The following is a 22,912-nucleotide window of genomic DNA, read 5'->3' as shown; positions in this document are numbered from 1 at the left end:
GCTCACCCCACTCATCGACCCGGAATAGAGCAGCCGACCCATAAGCTAATTCCTAAATGGTATTTGTTCGTAACTTTTTAGATCGATTAGCTTTGACGCAATTCGGAAACATTCCCCCTCCCGAAAGGCGAAGCCATGACGACCAAACGCGCACTATCCAGTCCATTTGTTACAGTTTGTGTATCGCTCGCATTTTCTCTTTCCGCCCATGCAGCGAACCTCACGGTCGGTTATCAAACCGGTATCGACCCCAGCAAAGTCCCCCAGGCAGATGGACTGTACGAGCAAGCCATTGGCCAGAAAATTGACTGGCGTCGCTTCAATAGCGGCCCGGAAGTGGTTACAGCCATTGCTTCCGGCGACGTGCAGATCGGCAACCTCGGCTCAAGCCCGTTGGCCGCCGCCGCATCGCGCAATCTGCCGATTGTCGCGTTCATCGTTTCCGCCCAAATCAATGCCGCCGAAGCACTCGTGGTGCGCAACGGCAGCGGCATCGATAAACCGGAAGATCTGATCGGCAAGACCATCGCCACACCCTTCGTTTCAACCTCCCATTACAGTCTGCTCGGCGCGTTGAAGCACTGGGGCCTGGATGCCTCGAAAGTCAAAGTGGTGAATTTGCAACCAGCGGAAATCGCGGCGGCGTGGAAGCGTGGTGACATTGATGGTGCGTTTGTCTGGTCACCTGCGCTGGGGGAAATTCGCAAGACCGGCAAGACCTTGACCGACGCCGCACAGGTCGGCCAATGGGGTGCACCGACCTTCGAAGTCTGGGTCGCGCGCAAGGATTACGCCGAGAAGCATCCAGAAGTTGTGGCCAAATTCGCCAAGGTCACTCTGGATGCGTTTGCCGACTATGCCGCGCATAAAGACAGCTGGACCGCTGACTCGGTACCGGTACAGAAAATCGCCAAACTGACCGGTGCCAACGCCGCCGATGTGCCGCAATTGCTGGCCGGCTCAGCCTTCCCGGATGCCAAGGCTCAACAGACCACCGCGCTGCTGGACGGCGGCACGGCCAAGGCCATTGGCGAAACGGCGAAGTTCTTGAAGGAACAAGGGAAGGTCGAGACGGTGCTGCCGGATTATTCGCCGTATGTCAGCGCGAAGTTTGTAGCGGAGTGATGATCGTTCCCACGCTCTGCGTGGGAATGCCTCTACGGACGCTCCGCGTTCGGCATTTGTGGGACGCGGAGCGTCCCGGGCTGCATTCCCACGCAGAGCGTGGGAACGATCAGGTCAGAGGGTCTTTTCGAAGATCTTCGAATTACGCTGATAGTTGTACAGCGATGCCCGCGCCGACGGCAGGCGTTCGACGCTGCTCGGCACGAAACCACGCTCACGGAACCAGTGCGCAGTGCGGGTCGTCAGTACGAACAGGGTTTTCAACCCTTGCGCCCGGGCGCGGGTTTCGATGCGCTCCAGCAGCTCATCACCACGACCGCCATGGCGGTATTCCGGGTTCACCGCCAGACACGCCAACTCCCCCGCATCCGAATCAGCAATCTGATACAGCGCCGCACAGGCGATGATCATGCCTTCGCGTTCGACCACACTGAACTGCTCGATCTCACGCTCCAGCACCTCACGGGAACGCCGCACCAGAATCCCCTGCTCTTCCAGCGGGCTGATCAAATCCAGCAAGCCGCCGACGTCTTCGATGGCCGCTTCACGCACAATCTCGAATTGCTCCTGGGCCACCAACGTACCGCCACCGTCACGGGTGAACAGTTCAGTCAGCAGCGCGCCGTCTTCGGCGTAGCTGACGATATGACTGCGTGCCACGCCGCCACGGCAGGCCTCAGCGGCCGCATCCAACAGCTCAGCCTGATAGTTGCTGCCCAGGCGCAGCAGATGCGCCGGCACTTGTTGCGGACGCAACTCACGAACCAGACGACCGTGTTCATCGATCAGACCCAGGTCGGCGCCGAACAACAGCAACTTGTCCGCCCCCAGATCGATGGCCGCGCGCGTGGCGACGTCTTCACAGGCGAGGTTGAAAATCTCACCGGTCGGCGAGTAACCCAGTGGCGACAACAGCACGATGGAGCGTTCATCCAGCAGACGATTGATGCCCTTGCGGTCGACCCGACGCACTTCGCCGGTGTGGTGATAGTCGACGCCTTCAAGCACGCCGATCGGCCGCGCCGTCACCAGATTGCCGCTGGCCACCCGCAGACGCGAGCCCTGCATGGGTGATGAAGCCATGTCCATGGACAGTCGCGCTTCGATGGCGATGCGCAGTTGGCCGACCGCATCAATCACGCACTCAAGGGTCGCGGCATCGGTGATGCGCATGCCGTGGTGGTAATGCGGGGTCAGGCCGCGCGTAGCGAGGCGGGTTTCAATTTGCGGACGGGAACCGTGAACCAGCACCAGTCGCACGCCCAGGCTGTGCAACAGCACCAGGTCGTGGACGATATTGCCGAAGTTCGGGTGCTCCACGCCGTCGCCGGGCAGCATGACGACGAAGGTGCAATCGCGGTGGGCGTTGATGTAAGGCGAAGCGTGACGAAGCCAATTAACGTATTCGGGCATGAACCTGGGCCTGTAATAAATAGCAGCCAAAAAATGGGCGAAACAGAAAAACGCACAGCGGGCTGATGGTTATCGTCGGAACAGGCTTGGCGACACGCGCGCTCTCCTCATGAATACGGGTTGGGATGTTGGCAATTTATACGGCTTGGGCCGGTGTGAGGCAGTAATGTTCAATCAGTTGTCGTAATAGATGCACCGTAGGCTGCAAACGTGACATTTCGAGGTATTCCCCCGGTTGGTGCGCACAGGCGATATCGCCAGGACCCAGCACCAGTGTTTCGCAGCCAAGACGCTGAAGATAAGGCGCTTCCGTGCCGAACGCCACTGCTTCGGCGCGATGGCCGGTGGCCTTTTCCGCGACCCGGACCAATTCCGAGTCCTCGGCTTGCTCAAACGGCGGCACTTCGGGGAACAGCGGCGCGTAATCGATCTTCACCTGATGCCACTCGGCAATGGGCTTGAGCTTCTGCAGAATCTCCGCGCGCAGAACATTGGGGTCCATGCCTGGCAATGGACGCAGATCAAACTCCAGCGAACACTGGCCGCAAATGCGGTTGGGGTTATCGCCACCATGGATGCAGCCGAAATTCAGGGTCGGCGTCGGTACACCGAACTGCGGATTGCGATATTCGCGCTGCCACAGCAGGCGCAAACCGCGCAGTTCACCGATGGCGTCGTGCATGGCTTCGAGGGCACTGTGGCCCAGACGCGGGTCCGAGGAATGGCCGCTCTGACCGAGGATGTCGATGCGCTCCATCATGATGCCTTTGTGCATGCGGATCGGCTTTAGCCCGGTCGGCTCGCCGATGACAGCGGCACGGCCCAATGGCCTCCCGGCTTCGGCCAGTGCGCGAGCGCCGGACATCGAGCTTTCTTCATCACAGGTCGCGAGGATCAGCAGCGGTTGTTTGAACGGTTGGTCGAGCAGAGGAATGACGGCTTCGATGGCCAGGGCGAAAAAACCCTTCATGTCGCAACTGCCCAGCCCGATCCAGCGGCCATCGACTTCGGTCAGCTTCAGCGGATCGGTCTGCCACAAGGCGCCGTCGAACGGCACAGTGTCACTGTGACCGGCCAGCACCAGGCCTCCGGGGCCAGAACCGAAACTGGCCAGCAGGTTGAATTTGCCGGGGCTGACCTGCTGAATGTCGCAGGCAAAACCAAGGTCACCGAGCCAACTCGCCAGCAGGTCAATCACCGGGCGGTTGGATTGATCGAGGCTGGGTTGGGTGCAGCTGACGGACGGCGTAGCGATCAGCGCAGCGAACTGATCTTTCATGGACGGCAAAGGCATCGCTGACTCCCAACTCCCGAATTGAAGTCCATCATAGAGCCATCCGGCGACAGGAATAAACCGCCGCGGCGCGTAGTGCCGGTCAGTCCTGTACACTGCACGGCCTTGGCAGCCACACATTCCCCCCGGCTGCGCTCCCGATCCTGGATTTTCCGGCCATGCAGAAAGAAACCGAAATCAAACTCCGCGTCAGCCGCGAAACCCTCGCCGCGCTGCGCGAGCACCCGCTCCTGAAAAAACGCAACAAAAGTGGCTGGGAACGCCGTGAGTTGATGAACCAGTACTTCGACACACCTGAGCGCGACCTGGCCCGCGCCAAGGTTGCCCTACGCCTGCGCCGCGATGGCGAAGAAGTGATTCAGACCCTCAAGACCCGTGGCCAGAGCGTCGCCGGACTGTCCGAGCGTAACGAATACGACTGGAACCTGCCCAAAGCCAAGCTCGACGTGAAGAAACTCGACGGCGAATGCTGGCCCGAAGAACTCGCCGAGCTGGACAAGAAAACCCTGAAGGCGATCTTCACCACCGATTTCGTCCGCGAACGCGCTGAAATCGCTTGGGGCCGTGGCAAGACCAAAGTGGTCATCGAAGCCGCGCTCGACCTGGGCCACGTGGTGGTCGGCAAGCAGAAAGAAGAAATCTGCGAACTGGAACTGGAACTGCGCGAAGGCGAGCCGGCCGCTTTGCTGGAACTGGCCGCCGAACTGGCCGCGACCCTGGCCCTGATGCCATGTGACATCAGCAAGGCTGAGCGCGGTTATCGCTTGTACGACGCCAACAGCTATTCGTTGAGCCTGCCGGCGCCGCAGATCACCGCCGAAACGCCGCTGGACGACGCTTTCGCCGCGCTGAGCTGGCACTTGCTGAGTAGCAGCCAGCGTCTGGCCGAGCAGTATCGCTTCAACGGCCACTGGCGCCTGCTGCAGGACTGGGTCGAAAACCTGGCTGAATTGCGCGCGCTGCTCAGCAGCCTGGGTCAAGCCGCACCGCGTCAGTCGACGCACGATCTGCGCGTCGCGCTGGATGCCTTGCTCGAAGACTGGCGTCCGCTGGTGCAAGCCGGTGTCGACGACGAAGACGTGCGTAAAGCCGCGCCGGAGCAGTTCCTCGAAGAACTGGAAGACCCGCGTTGGGGCCTGTTCTCGTTGAACACTTCGCGCTGGTTGCTCGCCCGCACCTGGGCGGCCGATCGCAACGTCCGTGGCAATCGTCAGGGCGCTGCGCAATTGGGTAGCTGGTTACCGCGCCTGCTGGGTGAAGAAGCGACGTCCCTGCAACTGCAGCGTTACCAGCAACAGCCGGAAGACCTGGCCGAACAACTGCCGCGCATCGAGCGCATCCAGGCCTGGCTGCACCACGCCCGCAGCGTGCTGGACATCCCGGAAATGGATCGCCTGTATGGTGAGCTGAAACAGCTTGCTCTGTTAGCGAACGAGCCGATCACCGATGAATCGCTGGATGCGCGCAAGCAGCAGGCGATTGCGGTTTATCAGAATCGTGCCTGGAAGATGCTTCTGCGCATGTAATCCTGTGATGATGATCGTTCCCACGCTCCCGCGTGGTAATGCAGCCGGTGACGCTCCGCGTCACCTGGACGCGGAGCGTCCCTTGAGGCATTCCCACGCAGAGCGTGGGAACGATCACGCAAAGCTTCAGACCGGCAAACTCGTCGTGGACTTTATCTCGGATAAAGCCACGATCGAGTTGACCTCCTGAATCCCCGGCACCATCGACAGTTTCTCGAAGAAGAATCGCTCATACGCTTCGATGTCCGCCGTGACGATGCGCAGCAAGAAATCCACCGACCCCATCAGCACATAACACTCCAGCACTTGCGGAAAGCCGCGAATCGCCTCGGTGAACTCGGTGAAGTTCGAACGCCCGTGAGCGTTGAGTTTGATTTCAGCGAAGATCTGCGTGTTCAGGCCGATTTTCTTCCGATCGAGCAAGGTCACCTGCCCGCGAATGATCCCCTCTTCCTTCATCCGTTGAATCCGTCGCCAGCACGGCGACTGCGAGAGTCCTACCTGTTCAGCGATCTGCGCACTGGAGAGTGAAGCGTCCTCTTGCAGCAACGCGAGAATCCTGCGGTCGTAGCCATCCAGCTCGCTGTGCATAAAAAAACCTTTGATTGATAACTTACCGAATCAAGCAATTCATATAATCGCCAATAAGCCCAATCATAGATAAGAAATGCCCGGTACCGAATGTAAAAATTCCTCCAGTGATTTTGGAGACCGACCATGCCGCATCTAGAAGCCGTGAACACCCCGCACACCCGCGCCGATGTCTGGAACGTCAGCAACGCCCTCTGCCGCGTTCACTATCAATTGCTGGCCGAGGCCGAACCGGATCTGCTGTGCCGGGCGCTCAACCTGTTCGCCTTGCAGTGCCTGACACCTGTGCAGGTCAACGTGCAGCGCAGGGACGACCTGCTGTCGATCGACATCGTGATGGACGGTCTGAGCTGGCATCGCGCCCAAGTGATCGCGGAAAAATTACGTAACCTGATCAGCGTCTGTTCGGTTGACCTGCAAGCGGCTGATTGCACGTGGGATGAACCGGCTCAGGCGGCGGGCTGAAAAAACTCGACACGGCTTCGTCGGGTAGTGGCCCAACGGTCTGCGGGTCCGCGACTATCCTTTGCGAACTGTTGTTCATGAGGAGCCCGCATGTCCGTTCAACTTGCCATTCAGGACCGCTGGCTGGATCTCAATGATTTGCTGCGTGAACTGGTCGCCCAAGGCTTTATCAGCCAGGACTCGGCCGAGCACGCGCTCAATGCCCGCCGCCGCCACGCCGCCAATGGCCAAATGCACCCGCTGGAATTCATCGCCAGCCAACACCTGGACGACCTCAGCCGTCCCGGTAAACACCTCGATCTGGAAAGCCTGACGCTTTGGCTATCGCAGCAGGCCGGCCAGCCTTATCTGCGTATCGATCCGCTGAAAATCAACGTTGCGGCGATTACGCCGCTGATGTCCTACGCCTTCGCCCAGCGCCACAAGATTCTCGCGGTCTCCATCGACCGCGACGCGGTGACCGTGGCCAGCGCCCAGCCCTACGTCACCGGCTGGGAAGCTGACCTGACCCACGTGCTGAAACTGCCGATCAAGCGTGTGGTGGCCAACCCAGTCGACATCCAGCGCTTCAGCGTGGAGTTCTTCCGCCTGGCCAAGTCGGTCAGCGGCGCGACCAACGCCGATCAGCAGATGAACACCCTGGGCAACTTCGAGCAGCTACTGAACCTCGGTGCCAGCGACCAGGAACCGGACGCCAACGACGCGCACATCGTCAACATCGTCGACTGGTTGTTCCAGTACGCGTTCCAGCAACGAGCCAGCGACATCCACATCGAACCCCGTCGCGAGCAAGGCACGGTGCGCTTTCGCATCGACGGCGTGCTGCACAACGTCTATCAATTTCCGCCACAAGTGACCATGGCCATCGTCAGCCGCCTGAAAAGCCTCGGGCGGATGAACGTCGCGGAAAAACGCAAACCCCAGGACGGCCGGGTCAAGACCAAAACCCCGGGCGGTGGCGAAGTCGAACTGCGGCTGTCGACATTGCCTACCGCATTCGGCGAAAAAATGGTCATGCGGATCTTCGACCCGGAGGTACTGCTCAAGGACTTTGATCAGCTGGGCTTCTCCGCCGATGACTTGCGCCGCTGGCAGGACATGACGAGCCAGCCCAACGGCATCATTTTGGTCACCGGGCCGACCGGTTCCGGCAAGACCACCACGCTGTACACCACCCTGAAGAAACTGGCGACGCCAGAGGTCAACCTCTGCACCATCGAAGACCCGATCGAAATGGTCGAGCCGGCGTTCAATCAGATGCAGGTCCAACACAATATCGACCTGACCTTCGCCGCCGGGGTGCGCGCACTGATGCGACAGGATCCGGACATCATCATGATCGGTGAGATCCGTGATCTGGAAACCGCTGAAATGGCGATCCAGGCCGCGCTCACTGGCCACTTGGTGCTGTCGACGCTGCACACCAACGATGCGCCGAGCGCGATCAGCCGCTTGCTGGAGCTGGGCGTGCCGCATTACCTGATCAAAGCCACGGTGCTCGGCGTCATGGCCCAGCGCCTGGTCCGCACCTTGTGCCCGCATTGCAAGGCGCCGCTGACGCTGGGTGAAGAAGACTGGCAAACCTTGACCCGCCCCTGGCAGGCACCGTTGCCGAACAACGCACATCGCGCCATTGGTTGCCTGGAATGCCGCGATACCGGTTACCGCGGCCGCGCCGGGGTCTACGAAATCATGCAGCTGACAGACGGCGTCAAAGCGCTGATCAACCCCGACACCGATTTGCTGGCCGTGCGGCGTCAGGCGTTCAAGGAAGGCATGCGCAGTTTGCGGTTGTCGGGGGCGCAGAAAGTGGCCGCCGGTTTGACGACGATCGAGGAAGTGTTGCGAGTGACGCCGCAGAGCGAACAAAAGTAGGCGCGGCCGTCATGGAACTCGATTGGGGGAATAGCAATCAAACCCGGTAGTTAACCAGTGGAGTCACCCATCATGCGTTTCAAACTTGCTGTCGCTACCATCGCCTTGTTGTCCCTTCCAGTCGGTTCGGCGATGGCCGATAGCTTTTGGCGTAACGTCATCTCGTCCGGTGCGACCACCGGCTCGACCTACCTGACCTTCAAGGATCACAAGCTGATCATTGCCGCCCAGGACGACGCCGGCAGTTTTGTTGCCAGTGACGGCGGCATTCGCGGCCCCTACCTGGAAGCCGCGATGCAGAAAGTCCGCGCCGACAACCCTGGCCTGCAGGCCACGGACATGGAACTGGCGAATGCGATCCTGGCGAAGAATGCCGTTGCTTCGGAATAAGGTTTACTGCTGAACAAAAATGCCGCTCACATGAGCGGCATTTTTTATGGCCCAACACACCCCCCTGTGGGAGCGAGCCTGCTCGCGATAGCGGTAGATCAGTCGACATCATCTGTGACTGTCACACCGCTATCGCGAGCAGGCTCGCTCCCACATTGGGTTGGTGTTTCCCTGTAGGTCAGCGGTAATCATCCACCGGTACGCAAGCACAAAACAGATTGCGGTCGCCGTAAACGTTATCGACACGGTTCACCACCGGCCAATATTTATGCGCCTTGGTATGAGCATCCGGCGTCACCGCCTGCTCGATGGTGTAAGGCCGCTCCCAAACCCCGGTGATGTCCGCCAGGGTATGCGGCGAACGTTTCAGCGGGTTGTCATCGGCCGGCCAGTTGCCGTTCTGCACCTCGGTGATTTCCGCGCGGATACTCAGCATCGCGCCAATAAACCGGTCCAGCTCTGCCTTCGATTCACTTTCGGTCGGTTCCACCATCAACGTCCCCGGCACCGGAAATGACATGGTCGGCGCATGGAAGCCATAGTCCATCAACCGCTTGGCAACGTCCTCCTCGCTGATCCCGGTCAGCGCCTTGAGTGGCCGCAGGTCAAGAATGCACTCGTGAGCCACCCGTTCGTTACGCCCGGTGTAAAGCACCGGAAACGCCCCGGACAAGTGCTGCGCCAGGTAATTCGCGGCAAGAATCGCCACCTCACTGGCATCCGCCAGTTGCGGCCCCATCATCGCGATGTACATCCAGCTGATCGGCAGAATGCTTGCACTGCCCCAAGGCGCCGCACTGACTGCGCCGTTTTGCACCAGTGGCCCGTCGATCGGCACCACCGGGTGATTGGCAACGAACGGCGCCAGATGCGCCCGCACACCAATCGGCCCCATGCCCGGCCCGCCGCCGCCATGTGGAATGCAGAAGGTCTTGTGCAAGTTCATGTGGGACACGTCGGCGCCTATGTCCGCCGGGCGCGCCAGCCCGACCTGGGCGTTGAGGTTGGCGCCATCCATGTACACCTGGCCGCCGTGACTGTGGATAACTTCGCAGATTTCGCTGATGCCTTCCTCGTATACCCCGTGGGTAGAAGGATACGTCGCCATCAGGCAGGCAAGTTTGTCGCCCGCCTCAGTGGCTTTGCCTTTCAGGTCATCCAGATCAACGTTGCCCGCCTCGTCGCACTCGACGATCACCACCCGCATGCCGGCCATTTGCGCCGAAGCCGGGTTGGTGCCGTGGGCCGAGGAGGGAATCAGGCAAATATCCCGTGCGCCCTGATGGCGGCTCTCGTGATATTTGCGGATCGCCAGCAACCCGGCGTACTCGCCTTGGGCGCCGGAGTTGGGTTGCATACAGATCGCGTCAAAACCGGTAATCGCGCAGAGCCAGCGCTCCAGTTCTTCGATCATCAGTGAATAACCGACCGCCTGCTCTTTCGGCGCAAACGGGTGCAGGTTGGCGAACTGCGGCCAGGTGATGGGAATCATCTCGCTGGTGGCATTGAGCTTCATGGTGCAGGAGCCCAGCGGGATCATCGATTGATTGAGCGCCAGGTCCTTGTTCTCCAGTTGCTTGAGGTAACGCAACATTTCGGTTTCGCTGTGATGGGCACTGAACACCGGGTGACGCAGATAAGGCGAAGTACGCAGCAGACCTGTGGGAATGCCGGAAACAAGGGCTTCAGCGTCCAGTTCGTCGATGTTGAGCCCGTGATCGGAACCGAGGAACACATCAAACAACTTCGCGACGGTGGATTCGTCAGAGGTTTCGTCGAGGCTCAGCCCCAACTGCCCACGCCCGAGAATGCGCAAATTGATCTGTGCGGCCTGGGCGCTTTCGATGATTGCGGTCTGAGTACCACCGACTTCCAGGGTCAGGGTGTCGAAAAAGTGTTTGTTGAGGCGGGTGATGCCGTGGCGCTCAAGGCCGGCGGCGAGGATGCAGGTCAGCCGATGGACGCGTTGGGCAATGCGTTTGAGCCCTTCCGGACCGTGATAGACCGCATAGAAACTGGCAATGTTGGCCAGCAGCACTTGAGCCGTGCAGATGTTTGAGTTGGCCTTCTCCCGGCGGATATGTTGCTCGCGGGTTTGCAGGGCCATGCGCAAGGCGACATTGCCGCGAGCATCTTTCGACACGCCGATGATCCGCCCGGGAATCGCCCGTTTGTACTCATCGCGACTGGCAAAAAACGCCGCGTGAGGCCCGCCGTAACCCATGGGCACGCCGAAACGCTGGGATGAACCGAACACCACGTCGGCGCCCAACTCCCCCGGCGGCGTCAGTAACAACAGACTCAGCAAGTCGGTGGCGACACACGCCAAGGCTTGCTGTGCATGCAGATGATCGATCAATGGACGAAGATCGCGGATCTCGCCGTGGGTATCGGGATATTGCAGGAGCGCGCCGAACACCTGGTGCTGTTTCAAGTTATCCACAGTGTCGATGATCAGCTCGAAGCCGAACCCTTCTGCTCGGGTCTGCACCACGGAAATGGTCTGCGGATGACAGTTTTCGTCGACGAAGAACAGATTGCTTCTGGACTTGGCAACACGCTTGGCCAGTGCCATGGCTTCCGCCGCCGCCGTGGCTTCATCCAGCAGCGAGGCGTTGGCCAGCTCCAGGCCGGTGAGGTCGATGGTCAATTGCTGGAAGTTCAGCAGCGCTTCGAGCCGCCCTTGGGCGATCTCTGGTTGATACGGCGTGTACGCGGTGTACCAACCGGGATTTTCCAGCACGTTGCGCACAATGACGGTCGGCGTGAGGGTGCCGTGGTAGCCCATGCCGATCAGGCTGGTCCAGACCTGGTTTTGCTCGGCGTAACCGCGCAGTTTCGCCAGCGCGGCTTCTTCGTCGAGGGCGGGTGGCAGGTCGAGCGGCCTGTTCAGGCGGATTCCCGGCGGCACCGTCTGCTCGATCAACTCGACACGGCTGCCGAGGCCGAGGCTGTCGAGCATAGCCTGTTGCTCGGCGGCATCGGGCCCGAGGTGGCGGCGAAGGAAGGCATTGGGGTCGCGTAACTGGCTCAAGGACGGCAACTGGGACATGACGGGCTCTCTCTTGACTGGCGCTCAACGTCGATGCAACACGGTCAAACCAGCATAGCAGTCGATGCCACAGAGCCCTTGAAGAAGGCGTCATACACGAGCGGTGTAGGAGCTGCCGAAGGCTGCGATCTTTTGATCTTGTGTGTAGAAGATCAAAAGATCGCAGCCTTCGGCAGCTCCTACGGGGCGAGCATTACTCGCCGATGGCGGCCTTGTAGCCAGCTGCATCGAGCAGCTTTTCCAGATCGGCCGTGTTGCCTGGTTTGAGCTTGAAGATCCAGGCACCGTACGGGTCGGAGTTGAGCAGTTCCGGGTTAGCGCTCAGTTCTTCGTTGATGGCAATCACTTCACCGGCAACCGGGGAGTAGATGTCCGAAGCGGCTTTAACCGATTCAACTACACCGGATTGATCACCGGCAGCGAAGACTGTTCCGACTTCGGTCAGCTCAACGAACACCACATCGCCCAAGGCTTCCTGAGCGTGATCGCTGATGCCCACGGTGACGGTGCCATCGGCTTCGAGACGGGCCCATTCGTGACTTTCGGCAAAACGCAGGTCGGCAGGAATATCGCTCATGTTCTGTGTCCTCAAGAGAATTGTCAGCGGTCGTTGCCCGCCAGAAAAGATTAGATCAAGGTTTTGCCATGGCGTACGAAGGTCGGTTTGACCACTCGGACCGGGTACCACTTGCCACGGATTTCCACTTCTGCGCGGTCGGCTGTCGCCATTGGCACGCGCGCCAGTGCTATCGACTTGCTTAGCGTAGGAGAGAAACTACCACTGGTGATCTCCCCTTCGCCAACATTGGCGATGCGGACCACTTGATGAGCGCGCAAAACCCCACGCTCCTCAAGGACCAGACCGACCAGTTTGTGCTGCACGCCACCCGCCCGTTCGGCTTCCAGAGCACTGCGACCAATGAACTGGCGAGTGGCCGGTTCCCAGGCAATGCTCCAGGCCATGTTGGAGGCCAGCGGTGAAACGTCTTGGTGAATGTCCTGACCGTAGAGGTTCATGCCGGCTTCGACCCGCAAGGTATCTCGGGCCCCGAGGCCGATCGGCGAGATGCCCGCGCCCACCAGGTCGTTGAAAAATCCCGGGGCTTGATTGGCCGGCAGAACGATTTCCAAGCCATCTTCGCCGGTGTAACCCGTGCGCGCGATGAACCAGTCACCATCGGGCTGGCCTTCGAAGGGCTTGAGCATCTGAATCAGGTTGCCGCGGGACTGGGTCACCAGTTCGGTGATTTTGTGCCGGGCCTGAGGCCCTTGAATGGCCAGCATCGCCAACTCGGAGCGCTCGATGAGCCGCACATCGAAACCATCGAGATGGGCCTCCATCCAGACGAGGTCCTGATTGCGGGTGGAGGCGTTGACCACCAGCCGATAACCGTCCTCGAGACGGTAGACGATCATGTCGTCGACGATGCCGCCACGCTCGTTGAGCATGGTGCTGTACAAGGCACGGCCGGGGCGGTGCAGGCGTTCGACGTCATTGGCCAGCAAATGCTGGAGCCAGGCCTTGGCCTGAGGGCCGCTGACATCGATTACGGTCATGTGGGATACATCGAAAACCCCGCAATCGCGGCGCACCTGATGGTGTTCCTCGACCTGCGAGCCGTAATGCAAAGGCATATCCCAACCGCCAAAATCGACCATCTTCGCGCCGAGGGCGAGATGAAGGTCATACAGAGGCGTACGCTGTCCCATGGGTTTCTCCTTCCGGGCGTGGCGAAGGTGCGGGCAGGTGCTGCACGGGGTGAAAGCCTTGAAATATATGGCTTTCAGCCGATTTCAGCTACCTGGTCTGTAGGACGGACCGCACCGAATGCCGCGCATTGTAGCCTCAAGGTGTAGGACTGACACCTAGCCGTTTCGATGCGCCGAACGTCGAATCAATCCGATGACCGGTAACAGCCCGACCAAAACCAGGGTCAGGGCCGGCAGCGAGGCCCTCGCCCACTCGCCTTCGCTGGTCATTTCGAAGATCCGCACCGCCAGCGTATCCCAGCCAAACGGGCGCATCAGAAGGGTCGCGGGCATTTCCTTGAGCACATCGACGAACACCAGCAACGCAGCGCTTAACGTTCCTGGCAGCAACAACGGCAGATACACTTTGAAAAACAGTCGTGGCCCACTGACACCAAGGCTACGTGCTGCTTCGGGCAAAGATGGCCGTATTCGCGCCAGACTGCTTTCCAGCGGCCCATAAGCCACCGCGAGAAAACGCACCAGATAGGCCAGCAATAACGCCGACAGACTGCCCAGCAGCAATGGCTTGCCGGCGCCCCCCAGCCAACCCGATAACGGAATCACCAGTTCGCGGTCCAGGTAACTGAACGCCAGCATGATCGACACCGCCAGCACCGAACCCGGCAAGGCGTAGCCGAGATTGGCCAGACTAACGCCGGAGCGGATTGCTCGGGTTGGCGCCAGGCGTCGGGCAAACGCCAGCACTAAAGCAACACTGACAGTGATCAGCGCCGCCATGCCGCCCAGGTACAAGGTATGGACGATCAGCCCCGCGTAACGCTCATCCAGGTCGAAGCGCCCGCGCTGCCAAAACCACACCATCAGTTGCAGCATCGGAATGACGAAGGCACAAGCAAACACCAGACCGCACCAACTCATCGCTGCGAGCGCTTTGAAACCGCGCAGGTGATACAGCGCCTTGACCCGCGGTCGTTCGTTGCTCGCCCGGTTGGCCCCGCGAGCACGGCGCTCGCCGTACAGCACGACCATCACCACCAGCAGCAACAGGCTGGCCAGTTGCGCGGCGGTGGAGAGACTGAAAAAGCCGTACCAGGTCTTGTAGATAGCGGTGGTGAACGTATCGAAATTGAACACCGACACCGCGCCGAAATCCGCCAGGGTCTCCATCAACGCAAGTGCCACGCCAGCACCGATGGCCGGGCGCGCCATGGGCAAGGCGACTCGCCAGAACGCCTGCCACGGGGATTGCCCCAAGACTCGCGCCGCTTCCATCAGGCCTTTGCCCTGCGCCAGGAACGCGGTTCGCGCCAACAGGTAAACGTAGGGATAGAAGACGAGCACCAGGACCAGAATCACACCGCCGGTGGAGCGCACCCGCGGCAACCTCAAGCCCGTGCCGAACCATTCGCGTAACAGGGTTTGCACGGGGCCGGCGAAATCCAACAGACCGACGAAGACGAATGCCAGCACATAAGCCGGTATCGCAAAAGGCAGCATCAGCGCCCAGTCCAGCCAACGCCGACCCGGGAATTCACAGAGACTGGTCAGCCAGGCCAGGCTCACACCCAGGACCGTCACGCCGATACCGACGCCGAGTACCAGGGTCAGGGTGTTGCCCAGCAGGCGCGGCATCTGCGTATCCCAGAGGTGGGACCAGATTTGATGATCGATGGTTTGCCATGACAACAGCAAAACGCTAAGTGGCAGCAGGACCAGCGCAGCGATGGCGAAGACCAGGGGATACCAGCGGCGTTGGGCGGGGTGGGCCAATGAAAGTTCTCGTTTAATTGATTGTGCCCACGTCGAGGCGTCGAACCGTCTGCGTGGGCACACATCTTGTGACGCTCTGCGTCACGCTTCGACGCGGAGCGTCGGTGGATGCATTCCCACGCAGAGCGTGGGAACGATCAGTTCCAGCCAGCGCGATCCATCATGCGAATCGCTTCAGCCTGACGCTTGCCGGCAATTTCCACAGGCAACGTATCAGCCACAAACTTGCCCCAGCTCGCCACTTCTGCGGAGGGTTGAACCGCAGGGTTGGCCGGGAATTCCTGGTTCACGTCAGCAAAGATCTTCTGCGCTTCAGGCGTGGTCATCCATTCAACCAAGGCTTTGGCCGCTTCTGGGTGCGGGGCGTGTTGGGTCAGGCCGATGCCCGACAGGTTCACGTGCACGCCACGGTCGCCCTGGTTCGGCCAGAACAGCTTCACCGCCAGATCAGGCTTCTGCTTGTGCAGACGACCGTAGTAATAGGTGTTGACGATGCCGACGTCGCATTGACCCGCGTTGATGGCCTCCAGCACCGCGATGTCATCCGAGAACACATCGGTGGACAGGTTATTCACCCAGCCCTTGAGAATCTTCTCGGTTTTGTCGGCGCCATGGACTTCGATCAGGGTGGCGGTGAGGGACTGGTTATAGACCTTCTTCGCGGTACGCAGGCACAAGCGGCCTTCCCAGTTCTTGTCGGCCAGACCTTCGTAGGTGGTCAGCTCACCGGGTTTCACCCGATCGGTGGAGTAAGCGATGGTCCGCGCCCGCAGGCTCAGTCCGGTCCAGGCATGGGCGGAGGAGCGGTACTGCAGCGGGATGTTGGCGTCGATCACCTTGGAGGTGAACGGTTGCAGGATGCCCATTTGCTCAGCCTGCCAGAGGTTGCCGGCATCGACGGTCAGCAGCAGGTCAGCGGTGGCGTTCTCGCCCTCGGCCTTGATCCGCTGCATCAGCGGCGCTTCCTTGTCAGTGATGAACTTCACCTGCACACCGGTTTTCGCGGTGTAGGCATCGAAGACCGGTTTGATCAGCTCGTCGATCCGCGAGGAGTAAACCACCACCTCGTCAGCAGCCTGGGCGGCGGTACTGCCAATCAGGGTCAGGGCGAGTGCGGTCAGTAGACGCTTCGGTACCAACATGGGAGCGATCTCTCGATTGAAAAAGTGAAGCCAAATGATATGGACTCACATTTACCTTCTCAATCGAACAGTTCGCGGAGGCGTTACCAGATGTTGCACAGTTTGGGATTTGTGGTGAATGTACCGACGCTTCGCGGGCAAGTCGGATCACCGCCCGCTCGCTCCTACAGAATCACCGCGTACATGTAGGAGCGAGGCTTGCCCGCGAAGAGGCCGTCAGCCCCAACGAAGATCTCAGGCCTTGGCCAGCGCCGGCAGATCCCCGATCAACCCCAGCGCCTCTCGCACAAACAACGCCTTGGCTTCAGGCATCTGGTCGACCATCTTCAACCCGGTATTGCGCAACCAGCGAATCGGCAACGGATCAGCCTGGAACAGGCGCTCGAAACCCTCCATCGCCGCCATCAATGCCAGGTTGTGAGGCATGCGCCGACGCTCATAACGGCTGAGCACTTTCACATCCGCCAAACGCTCGCCACGCGCGGCCGCTTGCAACAGCACTTCGGCCAGCACGGCGGCATCAAGGAAACCAAGGTTCACGCCCTGCCCGGCCAACGGGTGAATGGTGTGGGCCGCGTCGCCGATCAATGCCAAACCTTCAGCCACGTAACGCTTGGCATGGCGCTGACGCAGGGGCACGCACAGGCGCGAATCGGCGCTGAGCACCGTGCCGAGCCGGCCTTCGAAGGCTCGCTCCAGCGCTTTGCAGAAACTTTCGTCGTCCAGCGCCATCAGGCGTTCGGCTTCGCTCGGGGTGGTCGACCAGACGATCGAACACCAATCCTGCTGACCCTCACGCTCCAGCGGCAGAAACGCCAATGGACCGTTGTCGGTGAAACGCTGCCAGGCGGTCAGTTGATGAGGTTTTGAGCTGCGCACGCTGGTGACGATCGCGTGGTGCAGATAATCCCACTCGCGAGTCGCCACCCCGGTCAACCGCCGCACTGCGGAGTTGGCGCCATCCGCCGCAATCACCAGCGGTGCGCGCAGCGTGCGCCCATCGGCCAGGGTTAGCAGCCATTCGTCGCCGGAGCGACGCATTTGCTCCAGACGCGCATTGGCCAGCATGCCCAGATCACAGTCATGCAAACGGTCGAGCAAGGCATCCTGAACCACGCGGTTCTCGACGATATGCCCCAGCACGTCGGCATGCACACTGGTCGCCGAAAAATGAATTTGCCCAGTGCCGCTGCCGTCCCAGACGTGCATGTCGGTATACGGGCTGCTGCGCCGATTGGCGATACCGTCCCAGACACCGAGGCGTTCGAGAATCCGTTGGCTGGCCGTCGACAAGGCGCTCACTCGCGGCTCGAACGGCGATTGCTCGTCGAAGGGCTTGACGCTCATCGGGCTGCCGTCCAGCAGCAGGACTTCCAGGCCGCTGTCCTGCAACGCCAGCGCCAGGGCGCTACCGACCATTCCGGCCCCGACAATCAGCAGATCTGCGCGCATTTCCATGCTTTAAGCCTGTCTCGCTTGCGGCTTGAGCCGCACGTAAAGGGTTTTTCCGACCCGCGCCACCCAGTTGCCGGCGCCGTCATGAAAATTGATCTGCAAACACTTAAACATCAGGACGCGTACCCAGCCCCATGGCTTGCCGGGCGAACCAGCGTTTGGCCGGTGGCAGCAGATCGAGACCGAGCAGACCGATGTTACGGCCCAGGGAAACCAGCGGTTGAGTGCTGCCGAACAAACGGGTGACCTGATCGGAGAATCCCACGGTCAGGTTCTGATCCAGACGCTGACGTTCGCGGTAAGCCTGCAAGGTCGCAAAGTCGCCGGGAGATGTTTCGCTCGCCAGCAACGCATCAGCCAGAGCTTGAGCATCACGCAGGGACAGGTTGAAACCTTGGCCGGCAATCGGGTGCAGGCTGTGAGCAGCGTTGCCGAGAATCGCCAGATGCGGACGCACTTGTTCTTCAGCTTCGATCAGCGTCAGCGGGTAAAGATGCCGCACACCCACCTGTTTCAAAGTACCAAGGCGATAACCGAACACGCCCTGCAACTCGCCGAGAAAGCTGCGCTCATCCAGAGCCGCGAGCCGTTGCGCGTCCATTCCCAATCGAGTCCAGACCAGTGCACAGCGGTTTTCCGGCAGCGGCAACAACGCCATCGGGCCGTCATCAGTGAAACGCTCGAAGGCCATGCCGTTGTGCGCTTCGCTCGGGGAGATGTTGGCAATCAGCGCGCTCTGGTTGTACGGGCGCTTTTTGATGCCAATCCCCAGTTGTTCGCGCAGGCCGGAACGGCCGCCATCCGCGAGCACCGCAAGGTCGCATTCCAGGGTGGTTTCATCGTTGAGGGTCAGGCGATAGCCGTCGGTCAGTGGCTCCATGCGTGTGACTTCCGCCGGGCAACGCCATGTGACCACGTCCTTATCCAGACCTTGCCAGAGGCATTGGCCGAGCCAGGCGTTTTCCACCACGTAACCCAGCGCCGGAACGCCCTCTTCCATCGCCGACAATCGCGCGGTGGAGAAACGTCCACGGTCGGAGACATGAATCTGCTTGATCGGCTCGGCGCGGCGGGAGATTTCCTGCCACACGCCCAACCGTTGATAAATCTGCTTGGCGCCGTAGGACAACGCCGAAGAACGGGCGTCGTAGCTCGGTTGATAGGTGTGGCCGGGGGCAAAGGGTTCGATCAACACGATCTTCCAGCCACGAGCCTTGGCCCCTGCCTGCAACGCTAACGCCAGGCTGGCGCCGACCAGACCACCACCGATGATTGCCAGATTGACTCGACTCATGCCGCTTGTGCCCGCGCGGCGGCCATCAAGGCCTCGATCTCGGCGACCGTTTTCGGCACGCCTTTGGTCAGGATTTCACAGCCGGTTTTGGTGACCACTACGTCGTCCTCGATGCGCACGCCAATGCCGCGCCATTTCTTCGCCACATTCTGGTTGGCCGGGGCAATGTAAATACCCGGTTCCACGGTCAGCGCCATGCCGACTTCCAGCACGCGCCATTCGCCGCCGACCTTGTATTCGCCGACATCATGCACATCCATGCCCAGCCAGTGCCCGGCGCGGTGCATGTAAAACGCTTTATAGGCTTCGCTGGCAATCAACTCGTCGACGTCGCCCTGCAACAGGCCCAACGTCACCAACCCGGCAGTAATCACCCGGACTGTGGCTTCGTGGGCCTGATTCCAATGTTTATTCGGGGCGATTTCGGCAAAAGCGGCTTCTTGCGACGCCAGCACCAACTCGTAGATCGCCTTTTGCTCTGCTGAATACTTGCCGTTGACCGGCCAGGTGCGGGTGATGTCACTGGCGTAGCAGTCGATCTCGCACCCGGCATCGATCAACACCAGATCGCCGTCCTTGAGCACTGCGTCATTCTGCTGGTAATGCAGGATGCAGCTGTTGCCCCCAGCGGCGACGATCGAACCGTAGGCCGGCATTTTCGCCCCGCCCTTGCGGAACTCGTAGTCGAGTTCGGCTTCGAGGCTGAATTCATGCAGCCCGGCCCGGCTGGCCTGCATCGCGCGGATATGCGCTTGGGCAGAAATCCGTGCGGCTTCGCGCATCACCTTCACTTCTGCCGCCGATTTATACAGGCGCATGTCGTGAAGCAGATGATCCAGGGCAACGAATTCGTTCGGCGGCTGGGCGCCGAGGTGCGCTTTAGAGCGGATCACGTTGATCCAGTCCATCAGGTGCCGGTCGAATTCCGGGTTACTGCCCATGGCCGAATACACCCGGTCGCGGCCTTCGATCAGGCCCGGCAGGATGTCGTCGATGTCAGTGATGGGGAAGGCGTCGTCGGCGCCAAAGTCGCGAATCGCGCCTTCCTGCCCGGCGCGCAGGCCGTCCCACAATTCTCGCTCGGCGTTGCGTTCACGGCAGAACAGTATGTATTCGCCATGTAAACGCCCAGGCATCAAAACGATGACCGCCTGAGGCTCGGGAAAACCGCTGAGGTACTGGAAGTCGCTGTCCTGACGGTAGACGTGCTCGACGTCGCGGTTGCGGATGGCAACGGCGGCGGCGGGCAGGATGGCGATGCTGTTGGGTTCCATCTGCGCCATCAGGGCCTTGCGGCGACGGCTGTATTCCGATTTCGGGATATGAATCATGGGCAGATGGCTTTCCCTGGCACGCGATTAATGCAACGACGGTTTGGCGGCAGCCGGCGCATCGGCTTTTTTTGTTTCGGAGAACAGTAGCAACGGCGCAACGCGCAGGTACTCCATGACTTCCATATAGTCGCTTTCGCCGTCTTCGGACTCTTCCAGGGCGTCTTGCACCTGAGAAATGGCGGCCAGATCCTGCAGAACTTCAGTGGCCTCAGTGCTCAGCATGCTGCTGTCACGGCAGTTCAGGCCAAAACCGCTGAGGAAGCCCTGGCACCATTGGCCCAATGCGGCGGCGCGGTCAGCCAGTGGCTCGTCATCGGTCGGCAGCAGCAGAACGACGGTCACGTCGTCGCCGGTGAGCTCGCCCTTGACCATCTCCTGCAAGCCGATCAAGGCGTTGCGGACGTTGTCCTGCGGCTCGCTTTCGAGCAGTTCGGCGGCATCGACCAGCCAACCTTCGGCATCAAAGCCGGCACCGGCGCAACTGCGACCGAGCAACAGGCCATGCAGTTCGGCAGGCGAGACATTATGACCGCTGGAAGTCAGCAGTTTGGCGAAGGCTTGATACGGGGAATTCTGAATGGGCATGGGCAGCTAGGCGCCAGACGGCGCTATGTCTAGAATGAAGGCCTTGTATCCTACATCGACAGACTCGCCAAGACTATTAAAGGCTGTCCGCCAGCTACCACACACTAGACACAATCTCAGTGGACACAATGGAAGACACAGACCTGCAAGCGCTGATGGCGAGACTCGAGTTGCTAATTGACCGAGTCGAGCAACTAAAGAGTCAAAACGGACTCCTATTAGCTCAGGAAAAGACCTGGCGCGAGGAACGCGCTCACCTCATTGAAAAGAACGAAATCGCCCGGCGTAAGGTCGAATCGATGATTTCGCGCCTCAAGGCCCTGGAGCAAGACTCATGAGTTCAAGCAATAGCGTTACCGTGCAGATCCTCGATAAAGAGTATTCGATCATTTGCCCCCAGGAAGAGCGCAGCAACCTGGTGAGCGCCGCCCGTTACCTGGACGGCAAGATGCGCGAAATCCGCAGCAGCGGCAAAGTCATTGGCGCCGATCGCATCGCCGTGATGGCCGCGCTGAACATCACGCACGATCTTCTGCACAAGGAAGAACGCCCGGATGTACAGGCCAGCGGCTCGACCCGTGAGCAGGTTCGCGACCTGCTGGATCGCGTCGATCTGGTGCTCGCAACCGATCCGGACGTCACCAAGGGCTGAAACGCGAAACCGCTTGGGGTATACTCGCATCACTCCCTGGGGTGCTTGCCAGTTGGCGATGTCCCTGAGCCGATTTGCTATACCCTGGAGGTTGCACGTTGGGCTGGTGTGCATGTCCGCTAGACGGAAAGCCTTAAAGCCTACTGCATCTTCCACCTTGAACTTTCGGGTTCAAGGGCTAAGTCGACAGCGGTACATCCGGGGAGCCTGATTCCAGTCCGATGCCGGTTTAAATACCGGCATCGGCTTTTTTACGGGTACGCTTTACGTACTCGTCCTGCCGAAATCGAATTCATGACCGAGCCTGCGCTGCTACCCCGCCCGCAACTTCGACGCATGCTGCGCAAGGCCCGCCGCGCATTGACTCCCAGTCAGCAGCGCCAGGCTGCTCGCGGGTTGTACAAGCAATTGGCCCAGCAGCCGCTGTTTCGCCGCGCAAAACATATCTCTCTGTATCTGCCCACTGACGGTGAAATCGATCCGCGTGTTTTGTTGCGTGCCGCTCAACGTCGGGGCAAGGCGACTTATCTGCCGGTGCTCAGCGCCTGGCCACGAACCAAAATGGTGTTCCAGCGAATTCGCCCCGGTGAAAAACTGAAACCCAACCGTTTCCGTATTCTCGAACCCCGGCACAACCTCGCCCGGCAACGCAAAGTCTGGGCGCTCGATCTGGTGCTGTTGCCCTTGGTGGGATTTGACGATGTCGGCGGACGCCTGGGCATGGGCGGTGGTTTCTATGATCGAAGCCTGGCGTACCTGGCACGACGTAAAAACTGGCGCAAGCCGACGCTATTGGGGCTGGCCCATGAATGTCAGAAGGTCGAGCGATTGGCTCAAGCGAGCTGGGATGTGCCGTTACAGGGAACGGTGACAGACAAGGCGTGTTATTTCGCAGGCTAGACGCCGCAGGAATCAGCGGCGTCCGAAGACAGATTCAGCGTTTGAACGCCGACGGCTGCTGTTGCTGCGCGATTTCGATCGGAGCATCGGTTTTGTTGCTCCACAGGCTTTGGGCATAGCCAGTGGTCACGACGCCTAGGCCGAACAAAATAACCAAAATCCATAGTAAATCCGGTTTGCGTTTCATCGATAGCCCCCCAAAGGCACATCAACACGATGACAGCAGCGGTTTCCGTTGTAGGTGTAGGCCGTGCAGCAGCGTCAAGCTTAGAAGGCCGGCATTCTGCGACAACGTGAACCGACACGCAAACGCTGGCGTCAACCGACCGTCGGTTT

Annotated in this window: 21 protein-coding genes, 1 other RNA gene and 1 pseudogene; 9 read left to right on the top strand and 14 right to left on the bottom strand. The window is 60.2% G+C overall.

Features of this window, described 5'->3' with window-relative positions; all coding sequences use genetic code 11:
- Positions 1–135: 135 nt before the first annotated feature.
- Positions 136–1,125 carry a taurine ABC transporter substrate-binding protein gene (gene tauA, locus ACYZT5_RS25905; RefSeq protein ID WP_462047977.1) on the top strand — a complete coding sequence of 330 codons (990 nt, stop codon included), beginning with the start codon at positions 136–138 and terminating at the stop codon, positions 1,123–1,125.
- A gap of 114 nt (positions 1,126–1,239) precedes the next feature.
- On the opposite strand, the gene argA is transcribed toward tauA, so the two are convergent.
- Positions 1,240–2,538, bottom strand: coding sequence for an amino-acid N-acetyltransferase (gene argA, locus ACYZT5_RS25900; protein WP_462047976.1), 1,299 nt, complete (start codon positions 2,536–2,538; stop codon positions 1,240–1,242).
- A 136-nt stretch (positions 2,539–2,674) separates the two neighbouring features.
- Entirely contained in the window at positions 2,675–3,832 is a 1,158-nt protein-coding gene (gene argE, locus ACYZT5_RS25895) for an acetylornithine deacetylase (protein ID WP_462047975.1), read from the bottom strand.
- Between the two features lie 158 nt (positions 3,833–3,990).
- On the opposite strand from argE, the gene ACYZT5_RS25890 reads away from it, so the two are divergent.
- Complete coding sequence (locus ACYZT5_RS25890; protein WP_462047974.1) at positions 3,991–5,358, top strand: CYTH domain-containing protein; 1,368 nt, start codon at positions 3,991–3,993, stop codon at positions 5,356–5,358.
- Between the two features lie 126 nt (positions 5,359–5,484).
- Here ACYZT5_RS25890 and ACYZT5_RS25885 read toward each other — a convergent pair whose 3' ends face one another.
- Positions 5,485–5,949 carry an Lrp/AsnC family transcriptional regulator gene (locus ACYZT5_RS25885; protein ID WP_462047973.1) on the bottom strand — a complete coding sequence of 155 codons (465 nt, stop codon included), beginning with the start codon at positions 5,947–5,949 and terminating at the stop codon, positions 5,485–5,487.
- 126 nt (positions 5,950–6,075) lie between these two features.
- Between ACYZT5_RS25885 and ACYZT5_RS25880 the strand changes: the two genes are divergently transcribed.
- The 3 genes from ACYZT5_RS25880 to ACYZT5_RS25870 all read left to right on the top strand — a co-directional run bounded on the left by ACYZT5_RS25880 (position 6,076) and on the right by ACYZT5_RS25870 (position 8,679).
- Positions 6,076–6,414, top strand: a complete 339-nt coding sequence (locus ACYZT5_RS25880; protein WP_462047972.1) for a hypothetical protein — start codon at positions 6,076–6,078, stop codon at positions 6,412–6,414.
- Positions 6,415–6,504: 90 nt separating this feature from the next.
- Positions 6,505–8,289 carry a GspE/PulE family protein gene (locus ACYZT5_RS25875; protein ID WP_462047970.1) on the top strand — a complete coding sequence of 595 codons (1,785 nt, stop codon included), beginning with the start codon at positions 6,505–6,507 and terminating at the stop codon, positions 8,287–8,289.
- Positions 8,290–8,361: 72 nt separating this feature from the next.
- Positions 8,362–8,679: a DUF2388 domain-containing protein gene (locus ACYZT5_RS25870; RefSeq protein ID WP_462047969.1), complete on the top strand. Its 318-nt coding sequence runs from the start codon at positions 8,362–8,364 to the stop codon at positions 8,677–8,679.
- A gap of 178 nt (positions 8,680–8,857) precedes the next feature.
- Here the strand turns inward: ACYZT5_RS25870 and gcvP are convergent, their stop codons facing one another.
- From gcvP to ACYZT5_RS25820, 10 genes and pseudogenes are all read right to left on the bottom strand, one after another.
- Entirely contained in the window at positions 8,858–11,731 is a 2,874-nt protein-coding gene (gene gcvP, locus ACYZT5_RS25865; protein WP_462047968.1) for an aminomethyl-transferring glycine dehydrogenase, read from the bottom strand.
- 193 nt (positions 11,732–11,924) lie between these two features.
- Positions 11,925–12,308, bottom strand: coding sequence for a glycine cleavage system protein GcvH (gene gcvH / locus ACYZT5_RS25860; RefSeq protein ID WP_462047967.1), 384 nt, complete (start codon positions 12,306–12,308; stop codon positions 11,925–11,927).
- A 50-nt stretch (positions 12,309–12,358) separates the two neighbouring features.
- Positions 12,359–13,441 carry a glycine cleavage system aminomethyltransferase GcvT gene (gcvT, locus tag ACYZT5_RS25855; RefSeq protein ID WP_462047966.1) on the bottom strand — a complete coding sequence of 361 codons (1,083 nt, stop codon included), beginning with the start codon at positions 13,439–13,441 and terminating at the stop codon, positions 12,359–12,361.
- A 156-nt stretch (positions 13,442–13,597) separates the two neighbouring features.
- Positions 13,598–15,214, bottom strand: a complete 1,617-nt coding sequence (locus ACYZT5_RS25850; RefSeq protein WP_462047965.1) for an ABC transporter permease — start codon at positions 15,212–15,214, stop codon at positions 13,598–13,600.
- Positions 15,215–15,351: 137 nt separating this feature from the next.
- Positions 15,352–16,356, bottom strand: coding sequence for an extracellular solute-binding protein (locus ACYZT5_RS25845; protein ID WP_462047964.1), 1,005 nt, complete (start codon positions 16,354–16,356; stop codon positions 15,352–15,354).
- A 234-nt stretch (positions 16,357–16,590) separates the two neighbouring features.
- The gene (locus tag ACYZT5_RS25840) at positions 16,591–17,808 is read right to left on the bottom strand and encodes a 2-octaprenyl-3-methyl-6-methoxy-1,4-benzoquinol hydroxylase (protein WP_462052310.1); all 1,218 of its coding nucleotides are present in this window, start codon (positions 17,806–17,808) and stop codon (positions 16,591–16,593) included.
- A 9-nt stretch (positions 17,809–17,817) separates the two neighbouring features.
- Positions 17,818–17,913 (bottom strand): annotated as a pseudogene (locus tag ACYZT5_RS25835) (tetrameric acyl-CoA thioesterase); the annotation flags it as partial.
- A gap of 4 nt (positions 17,914–17,917) precedes the next feature.
- Positions 17,918–19,105 (bottom strand): 2-octaprenyl-6-methoxyphenyl hydroxylase, encoded by a 1,188-nt coding sequence (gene ubiH, locus ACYZT5_RS25830; RefSeq protein WP_462047963.1) that lies wholly within the window; start codon positions 19,103–19,105, stop codon positions 17,918–17,920.
- Positions 19,102–20,436, bottom strand: coding sequence for a Xaa-Pro aminopeptidase (gene pepP / locus ACYZT5_RS25825; protein ID WP_462047962.1), 1,335 nt, complete (start codon positions 20,434–20,436; stop codon positions 19,102–19,104). The genes ubiH and pepP overlap by 4 nt, the downstream gene beginning before the upstream one ends.
- A gap of 27 nt (positions 20,437–20,463) precedes the next feature.
- Positions 20,464–21,024, bottom strand: a complete 561-nt coding sequence (locus ACYZT5_RS25820) for a YecA/YgfB family protein (protein ID WP_462047961.1) — start codon at positions 21,022–21,024, stop codon at positions 20,464–20,466.
- A gap of 128 nt (positions 21,025–21,152) precedes the next feature.
- On the opposite strand from ACYZT5_RS25820, the gene ACYZT5_RS25815 reads away from it, so the two are divergent.
- From ACYZT5_RS25815 to ACYZT5_RS25800, 4 genes are all read left to right on the top strand, one after another.
- On the top strand, positions 21,153–21,362 hold the full coding sequence (locus ACYZT5_RS25815; RefSeq protein ID WP_003177365.1) for a TIGR02449 family protein: 210 nt from the start codon (positions 21,153–21,155) through the stop codon (positions 21,360–21,362).
- Positions 21,359–21,676 carry a cell division protein ZapA gene (locus tag ACYZT5_RS25810; RefSeq protein WP_007942435.1) on the top strand — a complete coding sequence of 106 codons (318 nt, stop codon included), beginning with the start codon at positions 21,359–21,361 and terminating at the stop codon, positions 21,674–21,676. Before ACYZT5_RS25815 ends, ACYZT5_RS25810 begins: the two co-directional genes overlap by 4 nt.
- Positions 21,677–21,706: 30 nt before the next feature.
- Positions 21,707–21,885, top strand: a non-coding RNA gene (ssrS, locus tag ACYZT5_RS25805) — 6S RNA.
- Positions 21,886–21,970: 85 nt separating this feature from the next.
- Positions 21,971–22,576 (top strand): 5-formyltetrahydrofolate cyclo-ligase, encoded by a 606-nt coding sequence (locus ACYZT5_RS25800; protein WP_462047960.1) that lies wholly within the window; start codon positions 21,971–21,973, stop codon positions 22,574–22,576.
- 34 nt (positions 22,577–22,610) lie between these two features.
- On the opposite strand, the gene ACYZT5_RS25795 is transcribed toward ACYZT5_RS25800, so the two are convergent.
- Positions 22,611–22,763, bottom strand: coding sequence for a hypothetical protein (locus tag ACYZT5_RS25795; protein WP_008024268.1), 153 nt, complete (start codon positions 22,761–22,763; stop codon positions 22,611–22,613).
- Positions 22,764–22,912 lie beyond the last annotated feature (149 nt).

It is taken from the genome of Pseudomonas sp. LB3P14 (genome assembly GCF_054898045.1).
This window is presented reverse-complemented; position numbering and strand designations above follow the sequence as displayed.

Excerpts from the sequence above, each read along its gene's own strand:
- argA (WP_462047976.1), bottom strand. The coding sequence starts at position 2,538 with ATGCCCGAATACGTTAATTGGCTTCGTCACGCTTCGCCTTACATCAAC.
- argE (WP_462047975.1), bottom strand. The coding sequence starts at position 3,832 with ATGCCTTTGCCGTCCATGAAAGATCAGTTCGCTGCGCTGATCGCTACG.
- gcvT (WP_462047966.1), bottom strand. The coding sequence starts at position 13,441 with ATGGGACAGCGTACGCCTCTGTATGACCTTCATCTCGCCCTCGGCGCG.
- ACYZT5_RS25800 (WP_462047960.1), top strand. The coding sequence starts at position 21,971 with ATGACCGAGCCTGCGCTGCTACCCCGCCCGCAACTTCGACGCATGCTG.
- ACYZT5_RS25870 (WP_462047969.1), top strand. The coding sequence starts at position 8,362 with ATGCGTTTCAAACTTGCTGTCGCTACCATCGCCTTGTTGTCCCTTCCA.
- ubiH (WP_462047963.1), bottom strand. The coding sequence starts at position 19,105 with ATGAGTCGAGTCAATCTGGCAATCATCGGTGGTGGTCTGGTCGGCGCC.
- ACYZT5_RS25890 (WP_462047974.1), top strand. The coding sequence starts at position 3,991 with ATGCAGAAAGAAACCGAAATCAAACTCCGCGTCAGCCGCGAAACCCTC.
- tauA (WP_462047977.1), top strand. The coding sequence starts at position 136 with ATGACGACCAAACGCGCACTATCCAGTCCATTTGTTACAGTTTGTGTA.
- gcvP (WP_462047968.1), bottom strand. The coding sequence starts at position 11,731 with ATGTCCCAGTTGCCGTCCTTGAGCCAGTTACGCGACCCCAATGCCTTC.
- pepP (WP_462047962.1), bottom strand. The coding sequence starts at position 20,436 with ATGATTCATATCCCGAAATCGGAATACAGCCGTCGCCGCAAGGCCCTG.
- ACYZT5_RS25810 (WP_007942435.1), top strand. The coding sequence starts at position 21,359 with ATGAGTTCAAGCAATAGCGTTACCGTGCAGATCCTCGATAAAGAGTAT.
- ACYZT5_RS25840 (WP_462052310.1), bottom strand. The coding sequence starts at position 17,808 with ATGCGCGCAGATCTGCTGATTGTCGGGGCCGGAATGGTCGGTAGCGCC.
- ACYZT5_RS25795 (WP_008024268.1), bottom strand. The coding sequence starts at position 22,763 with ATGAAACGCAAACCGGATTTACTATGGATTTTGGTTATTTTGTTCGGC.
- ACYZT5_RS25880 (WP_462047972.1), top strand. The coding sequence starts at position 6,076 with ATGCCGCATCTAGAAGCCGTGAACACCCCGCACACCCGCGCCGATGTC.
- ACYZT5_RS25845 (WP_462047964.1), bottom strand. The coding sequence starts at position 16,356 with ATGTTGGTACCGAAGCGTCTACTGACCGCACTCGCCCTGACCCTGATT.
- ACYZT5_RS25885 (WP_462047973.1), bottom strand. The coding sequence starts at position 5,949 with ATGCACAGCGAGCTGGATGGCTACGACCGCAGGATTCTCGCGTTGCTG.
- ACYZT5_RS25820 (WP_462047961.1), bottom strand. The coding sequence starts at position 21,024 with ATGCCCATTCAGAATTCCCCGTATCAAGCCTTCGCCAAACTGCTGACT.
- ACYZT5_RS25815 (WP_003177365.1), top strand. The coding sequence starts at position 21,153 with ATGGAAGACACAGACCTGCAAGCGCTGATGGCGAGACTCGAGTTGCTA.
- ACYZT5_RS25875 (WP_462047970.1), top strand. The coding sequence starts at position 6,505 with ATGTCCGTTCAACTTGCCATTCAGGACCGCTGGCTGGATCTCAATGAT.
- gcvH (WP_462047967.1), bottom strand. The coding sequence starts at position 12,308 with ATGAGCGATATTCCTGCCGACCTGCGTTTTGCCGAAAGTCACGAATGG.